The 9,982-nt window shown below is 71.4% G+C and carries 12 protein-coding genes and 1 tRNA gene; 4 read left to right on the top strand and 9 right to left on the bottom strand.

The window, feature by feature from the left end; genetic code table 11:
- Positions 1 to 55 precede the first annotated feature (55 nt).
- The gene (locus BIU91_RS13005) at positions 56 to 1,219 is read right to left on the bottom strand and encodes a mechanosensitive ion channel domain-containing protein (RefSeq protein WP_071405788.1); all 1,164 of its coding nucleotides are present in this window, start codon (positions 1,217 to 1,219) and stop codon (positions 56 to 58) included.
- Positions 1,220 to 1,357: 138 nt separating this feature from the next.
- Here BIU91_RS13005 and BIU91_RS13000 point away from each other — a divergent pair, with 138 nt between their 5' ends.
- Together BIU91_RS13000 and BIU91_RS12995 are read left to right on the top strand one after the other, a co-directional pair.
- Positions 1,358 to 2,890, top strand: coding sequence for an amino acid permease (locus tag BIU91_RS13000; RefSeq protein WP_071405787.1), 1,533 nt, complete (start codon positions 1,358 to 1,360; stop codon positions 2,888 to 2,890).
- A gap of 77 nt (positions 2,891 to 2,967) precedes the next feature.
- Positions 2,968 to 3,267, top strand: a complete 300-nt coding sequence (locus BIU91_RS12995; RefSeq protein WP_139196570.1) for a hypothetical protein — start codon at positions 2,968 to 2,970, stop codon at positions 3,265 to 3,267.
- Positions 3,268 to 3,321: 54 nt separating this feature from the next.
- Here BIU91_RS12995 and BIU91_RS12990 read toward each other — a convergent pair whose 3' ends face one another.
- From BIU91_RS12990 to BIU91_RS12960, 7 genes are all read right to left on the bottom strand, one after another.
- Complete coding sequence (locus BIU91_RS12990; protein ID WP_139196569.1) at positions 3,322 to 3,987, bottom strand: PepSY domain-containing protein; 666 nt, start codon at positions 3,985 to 3,987, stop codon at positions 3,322 to 3,324.
- Between the two features lie 49 nt (positions 3,988 to 4,036).
- Entirely contained in the window at positions 4,037 to 5,434 is a 1,398-nt protein-coding gene (locus BIU91_RS12985) for a HAMP domain-containing sensor histidine kinase (RefSeq protein ID WP_071405784.1), read from the bottom strand.
- Entirely contained in the window at positions 5,427 to 6,104 is a 678-nt protein-coding gene (locus BIU91_RS12980) for a response regulator transcription factor (RefSeq protein ID WP_071405783.1), read from the bottom strand. Before BIU91_RS12980 ends, BIU91_RS12985 begins: the two co-directional genes overlap by 8 nt.
- Positions 6,105 to 6,261: 157 nt before the next feature.
- Positions 6,262 to 6,474, bottom strand: coding sequence for an SCO4848 family membrane protein (locus BIU91_RS12975; protein ID WP_071405782.1), 213 nt, complete (start codon positions 6,472 to 6,474; stop codon positions 6,262 to 6,264).
- 148 nt (positions 6,475 to 6,622) lie between these two features.
- Positions 6,623 to 7,549 (bottom strand): hypothetical protein, encoded by a 927-nt coding sequence (locus BIU91_RS12970; RefSeq protein ID WP_071405781.1) that lies wholly within the window; start codon positions 7,547 to 7,549, stop codon positions 6,623 to 6,625.
- On the bottom strand, positions 7,546 to 8,007 hold the full coding sequence (locus BIU91_RS12965; protein ID WP_071405780.1) for an ImmA/IrrE family metallo-endopeptidase: 462 nt from the start codon (positions 8,005 to 8,007) through the stop codon (positions 7,546 to 7,548). Before BIU91_RS12965 ends, BIU91_RS12970 begins: the two co-directional genes overlap by 4 nt.
- A complete protein-coding gene (locus BIU91_RS12960; RefSeq protein WP_051596928.1) occupies positions 8,004 to 8,444 on the bottom strand; it encodes a hypothetical protein in 441 nt (146 codons plus the stop codon). The genes BIU91_RS12965 and BIU91_RS12960 overlap by 4 nt, the downstream gene beginning before the upstream one ends.
- Positions 8,445 to 8,539: 95 nt before the next feature.
- On the opposite strand from BIU91_RS12960, the gene BIU91_RS12955 reads away from it, so the two are divergent.
- Complete coding sequence (locus BIU91_RS12955; protein WP_084741241.1) at positions 8,540 to 9,196, top strand: YigZ family protein; 657 nt, start codon at positions 8,540 to 8,542, stop codon at positions 9,194 to 9,196.
- Between the two features lie 121 nt (positions 9,197 to 9,317).
- On the opposite strand, the gene BIU91_RS12950 is transcribed toward BIU91_RS12955, so the two are convergent.
- A tRNA-Lys gene (locus tag BIU91_RS12950) sits at positions 9,318 to 9,390 on the bottom strand.
- A 95-nt stretch (positions 9,391 to 9,485) separates the two neighbouring features.
- On the opposite strand from BIU91_RS12950, the gene bcp reads away from it, so the two are divergent.
- Entirely contained in the window at positions 9,486 to 9,956 is a 471-nt protein-coding gene (gene bcp / locus BIU91_RS12945; protein WP_027466512.1) for a thioredoxin-dependent thiol peroxidase, read from the top strand.
- Positions 9,957 to 9,982: the final 26 nt, after the last annotated feature.

Genomic DNA, 9,982 nt, shown 5'->3' with positions numbered 1-9,982 from the left:
CCGTGCCTCCCGTCCGTCGTCAGTCCCGTGCACGGCACGCGGTCACGTCACCGGGTCAGCGCTCGGACTCCGGGATGCCGGACGTCTGGATCGGTCCGGTGAAGAGCGCGCCGCGCTCGTCGTCACCGAACAGCTGCGAGTCCCCCTCTGCCGGACGTCCGCGTCGGCGCGGTGCCGCCGCACCCGGCTCGGTGAGCTGCACCCGCTGGACCGGCAGGGCGTCCGGGTGGGTGCGCTGGATCCACTCGACCATCTCCTCGCGGACGTAGCAGCGGAGGTCGAACAGGCCTCCGGCGTCGGGTGCCGTCACGAGGATGCGGACCCGGACCAGTCCCCCGACGGCGTCCGTGACCTGGAGCACCTTGACCCGGCGGTCCCAGATCGTCGAGGTGTCGAGGATCCGGTCGAGCTCCGCCCGCATGTCGGCCGGGCTCACCCGCCAGTCGAGGTCGAACTCGACGGCACCGAGCAGTTCGCTGCCGGTCCGGGTCCAGTTCTCGAACGGCGTGCTCGTGAAGTACGTCGACGGCAGCACGAACCGACGGTCGTCCCACAGGTGCACGACGACGTAGGTCAGCGTGATCTCCTCGATCCGTCCCCACTGCTGCTCGACCACGACGACGTCGTCGACGCGGATCGACCCGGAGAACGCCAGCTGCATGCCGGCGAACACGTTGCCGAGCGTGGACTGCGCGGCGAGGCCCGCGACCACGGAGATGAGGCCGGCGCTGGCGAGCACGCTCGCGCCCGCGGCCTCGACCCCGTCGAAGGTCAGCAGGATCGCGCCGACCGCGATGATGACGAGCACGGCGACGGTGAGCCGCCGGATGATGAGCACCTGGGTGCGGATGCGACGCGCCTGCCGGTTGTCGGGCACGTCGATGCGGAAGCGGTGCAGCCCGAGGTCCTCGAGGAAGATCGCGACCTGGCACGCGAGCCAGCAACCGGTCGCGATCGTGACGATCAGGAAGGCGTGCGCGACCTCGTCGCGCCACGGGTAGGCGTCGGGGTTCCGCGGGATGCTCGACGTGAACGCGATCCCGAGCAGGACCACCAGCAGCACGGTGCGGAAGGGGTGCTTCGTCCGTCGCGAGAGCACGCCGGCCCAGCGTTCCCGGCGCGCGATCGCCCGGAGGACCAGGTGCAGGACGAGGGCGACGACGGCGGTGACGAGCAGGGCGAACCCGATCGCGACGAGGAGTCGGAGGAGGATGTCCATCCCTCCATGCAAGCAACGGACGACGGTCGTCGTTCAGGTTCGGGCCGCCGTCGGCTGTGCGGACGTTCAGTCGCCGCGGTTCGACCGAACCGGGTTTTGCGTGACGCCCCGGTCCGGTGCGCATGTAGGTTCTCTCGCATGACAGCGCAGAACGACACGGGTGGCAACCGAGCGCCGGCGAACGACTTCTCGCACGAGCAGGAGGGCTACCAGCACGGTCTGAAGCCCCGGCAACTGCAGATGATCGCGATCGGCGGCGCGATCGGCACCGGCCTCTTCCTCGGTGCCGGTGGACGCCTGCACACCGCGGGCCCCGCGCTCGCGCTGACCTACCTGATCGCCGGGATCTTCGCCTTCTTCATCCTGCGGGCCCTGGGCGAGCTGGTGCTGCACCGCCCGTCCTCGGGGTCGTTCATCTCGTACGCCCGCGAGTTCTACGGCGAGAAGTTCGCGTACGCCGCCGGCTGGATGTACTTCCTGAACTGGGCGATGACCTCGATCGTCGACACCACCGCCGTCGCGATCTACCTGCAGTACTGGTCGGCCTTCACCGCGGCGCCGCAGTGGCTGCTGGCGCTGATCGCCCTGATCGTCGTCCTCGCGGCGAACATGGTCGCCGTGAAGGTGTTCGGCGAGCTCGAGTTCTGGTTCGCCCTGATCAAGGTCGCCGCACTGGTGGCGTTCCTCGTCGTCGCGATCATCTGGCTCGTCTTCGCGTTCCCGGTCGAGGCCGGTGGCGAGGCCGTGCGCACCGGCTTCTCGATCTGGGGCGACAACGGCGGGCTGTTCCCGAACGGGCTGCTCCCCGCGGTCATCGTGATCCAGGGTGTCGTCTTCGCCTACGCCGCGATCGAGCTCGTCGGCACGGCATCGGGTGAGACGCAGAACGCCGAGAAGGTCATCCCGCGCGCGATCAACTCCGTCGTCTTCCGGATCGCGGTCTTCTACGTCGGGTCGATCGTCCTGCTCTCCCTGCTGCTGCCGTACACGGCCTACAAGGAGGGCGAGAGCCCCTTCGTGACGTTCTTCTCGTCGCTCGGCAACCCGCACGTCGGCGCGATCGTCGGCGGCATCATGAACTTCGTCGTGCTCACCGCCGCCCTGTCGTCGCTGAACGCCGGCCTGTACTCCACCGGACGCGCGCTCCACTCGATGGGCATGAACGGTTCGGCGCCGAAGTGGACCACGAAGATGTCGAAGGGCGGCGTCCCCTACGCCGGCATCCTGCTCACCGCGGCGTTCACCGTCGCGGGCGTCGTGCTGAACTACTTCGTCCCGAAGCAGGCGTTCGAGATCGCCCTGAACATCGCCAGCCTCGGCATCATCACCGCGTGGGGCACGATCATCCTGTGCCAGATGCGGCTGCGCCAGTGGGCCAAGCAGGGGCTCGCGAAGGAACCCTCGTTCAAGCTCCCCGGGGCGCCGGTCACGGCGTGGCTGACCCTGGCGTTCCTCGCCTCGGTCATCGTCCTGATGGCGATCGACTACCCCGTCGGCACGTACACGATCGCGTCGCTCGTCATCATCATCCCGCTGCTCGTCGTCGGTTGGTTCCTGCAGCGTGACCGCATCCTGCGCATCGCCGCCCTGCGCGAGGGCGTCACGGGCCCCTACCCGATCGGTGTCCGCGACCCCGCCGCCTCGGTGCGACGCGACGGCGACGGGAGCTAGCGCTCCGCTTGTCCCCGGAACGCAAGGCCCCCGGCGCCGAACACGAGCGGTCCGGCACCCGTCGCTACCATCAGCGGGTGCCGGACCGCTCTCCTTCTCCCACCCTCGACCTGCAGCTCAGCTGGCGAGGTGCCTACGGACGCCTCCGGGTGTTCGCGGATCGTCTCGAGGCCGAGACCGACTACCAGCGCGAGACCCGCACCGCAGTGCCGATGGACGCGGTGCAGGGGTGGCGCCTCGGACCGTGCGACGAGGACGCCGTCTGCGTCGAGTTCCTCGCCGGGCAGGACACCTACCGGGTGCTGCTCGACACCTCGGACGAGCAGCTCGCTGCGCTGGCGATCCGGAAGGTGCTCGGCCCGCCGCTGGAGTCCTGAGGACGCCGGTGCCGGGGCCCGCTGCCCCGTTGCCCGGGTGCCCGGGTGCCCGGGTCAGTCGTCGGTGACGACGCGGTCGGTGACGACGTCACCGGAGCCGGCGTCGATGCGCACGCTGTGCTTGGTGCCGGACGAGTCGAGCACGTCGCCCTCCCAGACGACCGTGCCGACGTGGTCGTCGAGGCCGAGCTCGGTCACGGTCCCCGCGTGCAGGTCCTGGAAGGCGTCGACGGCCTGCTTGACGCTCAGGTCGGCGGCGGCGACGAAGCGCTCGTGCTCGGCCTTGTCGTCCGCGTCGGCGGCCTCGGTCTGCGGGGTGCCGGCGACCGAGGTGCCGTCGGCGTTCGTGTGCACCTCGTGCTCGGTGCCGTCCTTGGTCACGACGAGGACCTCGTAGGCGGAGGCGCCCTGCTCCTGCTCGACCGAGATGACGGTGCCCGAACCGACCTCGCCGCGTGCGGTGGCGACGGCGGCGAGCAGGGCCGTGTTCGAGCCGACGGACGCCGAGCCGGACGATGACGAACCGGTGCCGGTGCCGGTGCCGGTGCCGGCCGGGTCCGTCGCCGACGAACCGACCGAACCGGAGCCGGCCGAGCCGGTGTCGTCGTCGGAGTCGTCGCTGGCGCACCCGGTGAGTGTGAGCGCCGCGACGATCGGCAGGGCGGCGAACGCGGCGATGCGGCGGGCGGAGGGCTTCTGGTGCTGGGTACGGGAGTTCATGTGGACGAGCATCGCGTCGGGGTGCTGAAGCAGCCCTGAAGCCGCCTGTTCAGCCGCCGAGTGCGATGCGGACGACGAACCGTGCGCCACCGAGCGGGGACGCGACCACGGTCGTGTCGCCGCCGTGCGCCCGCACGGCATCGCGGACGATGGCGAGGCCGAGCCCCGCACCGCCGGCGTCCCGGCTGCGGGCCTCGTCGAGACGGACGAACCGCTCGAAGACGCGCTCGCGCTCGTCCTCGGGGACGCCGGTGCCGTCGTCGTCGACCGTGAGCACCGCGGACCCGTCGTGCTCGGTGAGCGAGACGGCGACGCGTGTGCTCGCGTGCCGGACGGCGTTGTCGACGAGGTTCCGGACCACCCCCGCCAGCACGCGCTCGTCGCCGAGGACCCGCGCTGCCGAGATCGCCGAGCCGTCGACCCGCACCGCCGGGGCGTCGCCGTGCCGCTCGGGCGCGACACCGTCCGTCGACCGTGCTCGCGCGCGGGCCACCGCGTCGAGCGCGAGGTCGTCCAGGTCGACGGGGCGCCGCGTGCGGATCCCGCCCTCGTCGAGGCGGGAGAGCTCGAGCAGCCCGGTGACCAGGTCCTGCAGGCGCACCGCCTCGGACCGGACGACGTCGGCGAGGTCGGCCACCTCGGTCCGCTCCGGGTGCGCGACGGCGACCTCGGCGTGCTGCCGGATCGACGCGATCGGTGACCGGAGTTCGTGGGAGGCGTCGGACACGAAGCGCCGCTGGCTCTCGGCGGACCGTTCGAGGCGGTCGAGCATGGCGTTCATGGTGCTCGCGAGCCGGGCGACCTCGTCGCCGGTGTCCGGCACCTCGACCCGGGCGTCGGGACGGGCGGCCCGGATCGTCTCGACCTCGGTGCGCATCCGTTCCACCGGCCGCAGCGAGCGTCCGGTGACGGCCCAGGTCACCGCGACCAGCAGGAGCACCAGCACGGGCACCCCCACGGCGAGGAGCACGACGGCGGTGCGGACCGCGGTGTCGGCCTGGTCGAGCGTGGCGCCGTAGACGAGCGTCGCCTCACCGCCGCCGGGCAGGTCCACGTCGTCCGCCACGAGCAGCCAGCGTTCGCCGTCGTGCGTCCACCGGGATTCGTCGGCGGTCGGGAGGGCGTCCCCGTCGGCGTCCTCGCCGTGTGCGAGCACCGCACCGCCGTCGCCGATCACCTGCACCAGGACGTCCTCGTAGCCGGTCACCGCGGCCGCACCGTCCGCCTCGACCCGGGAGGACACCTGCTCGAGACCGGCCTCGGCCGAGGTCCGCACGCCGTCGAGCAGCACGAGCCGCAGCACGACGACGAAGGCGACGGCACCGATCACCAGCGCAGCGAGGACGACGAGCCCGGCGCCGAGGGTGGTGCGGGCCCGGACCGACCGGGCGCGCCGTGGCCGGACCGGTGCGACTCCGCTCGCACCGGGCTTCGGCCGCTCAGCCACCGTCCGCCGCCAAGCGGTACCCGGCGCCACGGACCGTCTCGATCGCGGTACGCCCGAACGGTCGGTCGAGCTTCCGGCGGAGGTGTCCGACGTACACCTCGACGATGTTCGGGTCGCCCTCGAAGTCGACGTCCCAGACGTTCTCGATGACGTCGCGCTTCGACCGGACCTGTCCCGGGTGCCGTGCGAGGTACTCGAGCACGGCGAACTCGCGGCTGGTCAGTTCGACGGGGGTCTCGCCGCGGGTCACGGTGCGCGCCGCGGGGTCGACCACCAGGTCGCCGAGCGTCAGCACGGTCGGGCGCTCACGGGCACCCCGCCGGACGAGTGCCCGCAACCGTGCGACGAGCACCGGGTGCGAGAACGGCTTGGTGACGTAGTCGTCGGCCCCGGCGTCGAGCGCCTCGACCTGGTCCCACTCGCCGTCCTTGGCCGTCAGCATGAGCACGGGGGTCCAGTCGCCGTCGGCGCGGAGCTGCGCGCACACGGCCCAGCCGCTCAGGCCGGGCATCATCAGGTCGAGCACGATCGCGTCGTAGCGGAACTCACGCGCGTGCCACAGACCGTCCACGCCGTCGTTCGCGACGTCGACCGCCCACCCCTCGGCCTCGAGGCCGCGGCGCACGCCGTCGGCGAGCCGGACCTCGTCGTCGACCACCAGCACACGCATGCGGTCGATCCTGCCGTGCCCCGCTGAAGCAGGGCTGAAGCGGCCCGCCAGCGCGGCTCGCGACGGTGACCGGGGCGGACGGGAGGCCCGTGGCGGCGCCGCCACGGGCCTCCCGTCCGGCAGTGGTCCGGACCAGGGCCGCGCCGACCCGGCGTGCTCAGACCAGCAGCAGGATCCCGGCGATCACGGACGCGAGGGCGATCGCGAGCGCGATGAGCAGGAGCACGAGGTGCACCGTGTAGAACGTCGTCGGCTTGCCGGCGGCGTCGCGGGCACGGGAGTCCTTCGCGACACGCTGGAAGAAGCGCGGCCAGGTGACGACGTTGAAGACGGCGCCGATGAACAGGACGACTGCGGCGAAGACGAGCACGGGACGATCCTAGTGAACGTCGGCGACGACGATGCCGGGCGGGTGGTGCTCGGCCGCCCCCAACGCGGCCGAGTCCCGACCCGGCAGGCCACAGGATCTGTAGCACTTGCTACAGACTGTACACGGCCTGTTCGGCAGCGTCGAGGGACTACGCCGTCTCGAGCGCGGCCTCGGCGTCGGCGAGGGCGGCACGCTCGGCGTCGGTCAGGGACGCCCGTGCACCCCGGACGCCGTCGTTGATCTCGACGATGCGGCGGCTGAGCCGGGTCGCGGGGTCGTCGGTCGGCGGGTAGGCGTTGTCCACGCCGATCCGTTCGTGCAGCGGTGCCAGGCGGCGGAGCGCATCGTCCACACGGCGGGCACGGCGGCGGCGGGAGATCCGGTGCCCGACGACGAGCAGGAGCATGCCGGACGCCACGCACAGCACGGCTCCCGGCGTGGTGACGTCGTAGGGCAGCGAGAGCGCGTGCGTGACGTCCAGGTCGCCGGCGACGTGTGCGACGTCCATCACGACGACCACGACCATGCGGACGACCCCGAGCACCCCGCCGAGGACCAGGACCCACAGCCCCACCAGGTCGGTGGTCGTCCGGGCCTCCCGCAGCCGGAGCACGCAGATGAGCCCCGTCGCGCCGAGGGCCACTCCGAGGTACACGGTCTGCGCGATCGAGTAGACGGTGGCAGCCGGGTGCGAGCCGGCGTCGAGCATGAAGGTCGTCGTCGTCGCGGGCTTGTCGAGCACGGTGAACGCGACGACGACCACCACGACGACCACGGCGAACGACACCACGACCGCGTTCCGGAGCCAGGGCCGCGCCGCGCCGACCGCCTTCGCCACGCCCCACAGCAGCGTGCTCGTGCCGGCCACCATGAGGCAGTCGCTGATGACGGTGACGACGTTGAACCCGCCGAGCAGCGGGTCGAGCCACCGGTACAGCGGGTCGACGTTCGTCACGATGGTGGCGGCGAAGAGCAGGAACGTGAACGCCAGGGTGCGGTCCTGCCCGCGTTGCAGGACCAACAGCACGATCGTCCCGACGATGAGCAGCACCGCCTGGACGACGGCGATGATCACCCGAAGACCCCGCGGAAGGCGCTCGGGCGGCCGCGGTGCTGGCGGATCACGGTGGCCAGGCGGTCGGCGAAGACCTCGGCCTCGTGCTCGTAGGTGTTCGAGAACATCCCCCGGGCCAGCGCACGCTCGACCTTGTACTCGGGCAGGTCGGGGATGACGTCACGGATGTAGGCGCTCTGCGGGGCGTGCTCCTGGTGCCGGTGCAGGACGTGCCCGAGCTCGTGCCCGATCACGAACGAGCGGAACGTCGGCGAGGTCGTCGGCGAGATCATCACCAGGTGCGCGTGCTCGAGGGTGGCCACGAAGCCACACACCGGTTCGGCGGCCAGGAACGACTCCTCGCGCACCACGATCGGCTTGCCGACGACGTCAGCGGCGGCAGCGACGGCCTGGTCGACGTCCGACCACCCCTCGGCGGCACCACGAGCCCAGAACGCCTCGACGAGGGCGTCGGTCATGCGACGCTCCCCCGCTGTGATTCCTCCTCGAGCACCTCGGCGATGCGCCGCAGCGCGTCGGGTGAGAGTTCGCCGGGGAAGGTCCGGGCCGCGAAGCCGCTCACGCGGGCGGACCGCAGAGACCGGACGAGGGCGAGCTGGGCACCGATCCGTTCCGGTACCTCGCTGTCCTCGAGCAGGAAGCGTTCGTCGACCTCGAAGTACCCGGCCAGCAGGCGCAGGAGCTCGGTGTCACGGTTACGGCGGCCGTCGCCGGAGAGCATGTAGGTCCACTTCGCCCGCGACAGCGAACCGCCGTGCGCCGCGACGTACTCCTCGATCGAGGAGAACGGCACCGGAGCGCCACGCTGCGACTCCTCGAAGTCGAGGAGCAGGTTGAGGCGGCGCGCGAGCTCGGCGGCGTCGAGCGCCCCGCCCTTCAGATCACCCGTGTCCATCTCGGACTCCTCCCCAGCCGTGTCCGCGCGACCTGTGGGTCCGGCGCGTGGACGCCATGCTAGCGCGGGTGCCCGGCACGCGCGCCGCTACCCTCGTGGGCATGCCCCGCCGCTTCCCCGCCACCGTCGCGGCACCGGTCGAGCACGAGATCGTCATCACGAAGTCGCGGTTCATCACGACCGTCGCGCCGGTGTCCGGCGTCGAGGACGCCGACCGCGTGATCGCCGAGGTCCGCCGGCGGTACTGGGACGCCCGGCACAACTGCACGGCGATGGTCACCGGCGTGCTCGGCGACCAGGCCCGATCCTCGGACGACGGGGAGCCCTCCGGCACCGCGGGCGTCCCGATGCTCGAGGTCCTGCGACGCCGCGGGCTGACCGACGTCGTCGCGGTCGTCACGCGGTACTTCGGCGGGGTCAAGCTCGGTGCCGGCGGACTGGTCCGGGCCTACTCGACCTCGGTGTCCGAGGCGCTCGACACGGCGGTCCTCGTCCGTCGCGAGGCATTGACGCAGGTGCGCTTCGACGTCGACCACGCCGACGCCGGGCGGCTCGACAACGTGCTGCGCGACTGGGTCCGGCACCACCACGCGACGCTCGGCCCGACCGAGTACGGGCAGGCGGCGACCTTCGAGGTGTGGGTCCCCCACGAGGCGCTCGGCGCCCTGACCGCCGACCTCGCCGCCGCGTCGGCCGGTTCGCTCGAACCCGTCATCGGCGAGGAGCGGATCGTCGACGTCCGCGCCGGCTGACGTCCCCGCGGACTGAATTCGCGGTTCCTGCACACCTCGGGCGTGTCTCCGCATCGGCGTGGAAACCTGCCGCGAACGCACGAACGCCCCGACTCGATGAGCCGGGGCGTTCGTCCTGCGGTGCACCCCCTCGGACTTGAACCGAGAACCCACTGATTAAGAGTCAGTTGCTCTGCCAATTGAGCTAGAGGTGCATGTTCCGGCTTCCGTGCCGCAACGGGAATCAACAATAGCATGGGTTTCGCGCGCCCACGACCACTCGCGGGCGCACGACGCGAACAGGAGCACCATGACCGACCGTCTCGTCCCCGGCGACACCGCCCCCGACTTCACGCTGCCCGACCAGGACGGCGTCGAGCACTCCCTCGCTGCCCTCCGCGGCAAGAAGGTCATCGTGTACTTCTACCCGGCGGCGTCCACCCCGGGCTGCACCACCGAGGCCTGCGACTTCCGCGACAACATGTCCTCGCTGCAGGCCGCCGGCTACGAGGTCCTCGGCGTCTCGAAGGACGAGCAGGCGAAGCTCAAGACGTTCCAGCACGAGCAGGCACTGACCTTCCCGCTGCTGAGCGACCCCGACCTCGCCGTGCACAAGGCCTACGCGGCGTGGGGTGAGAAGAACAACTACGGCAAGATCGTCACCGGCACGATCCGGTCCACGATCGTGGTCGACGAGGACGGCACCGTGCAGCTGCCGCTCTACAACGTCAAGGCCACCGGGCACGTGGCGAGCCTGCGGAAGAAGCTCGGCCTGGTCTGAGGGCCGGCCACGCACTGGAGGCCCGG

Source organism: Curtobacterium sp. MMLR14_002, from assembly GCF_001864975.1.
In the GTDB taxonomy this organism is placed as follows: domain Bacteria; phylum Actinomycetota; class Actinomycetes; order Actinomycetales; family Microbacteriaceae; genus Curtobacterium; species Curtobacterium flaccumfaciens.
Note: the sequence above shows the minus strand (reverse complement) of the source record. Positions and strands in the feature narration are given on the sequence as shown.

Excerpts from the sequence above, each read along its gene's own strand:
- BIU91_RS12965 (WP_071405780.1), bottom strand. The coding sequence starts at position 8,007 with ATGACCGACGCCCTCGTCGAGGCGTTCTGGGCTCGTGGTGCCGCCGAG.
- BIU91_RS12960 (WP_051596928.1), bottom strand. The coding sequence starts at position 8,444 with ATGGACACGGGTGATCTGAAGGGCGGGGCGCTCGACGCCGCCGAGCTC.
- bcp (WP_027466512.1), top strand. The coding sequence starts at position 9,486 with ATGACCGACCGTCTCGTCCCCGGCGACACCGCCCCCGACTTCACGCTG.
- BIU91_RS12990 (WP_139196569.1), bottom strand. The coding sequence starts at position 3,987 with ATGAACTCCCGTACCCAGCACCAGAAGCCCTCCGCCCGCCGCATCGCC.
- BIU91_RS12980 (WP_071405783.1), bottom strand. The coding sequence starts at position 6,104 with ATGCGTGTGCTGGTGGTCGACGACGAGGTCCGGCTCGCCGACGGCGTG.
- BIU91_RS13000 (WP_071405787.1), top strand. The coding sequence starts at position 1,358 with ATGACAGCGCAGAACGACACGGGTGGCAACCGAGCGCCGGCGAACGAC.
- BIU91_RS13005 (WP_071405788.1), bottom strand. The coding sequence starts at position 1,219 with ATGGACATCCTCCTCCGACTCCTCGTCGCGATCGGGTTCGCCCTGCTC.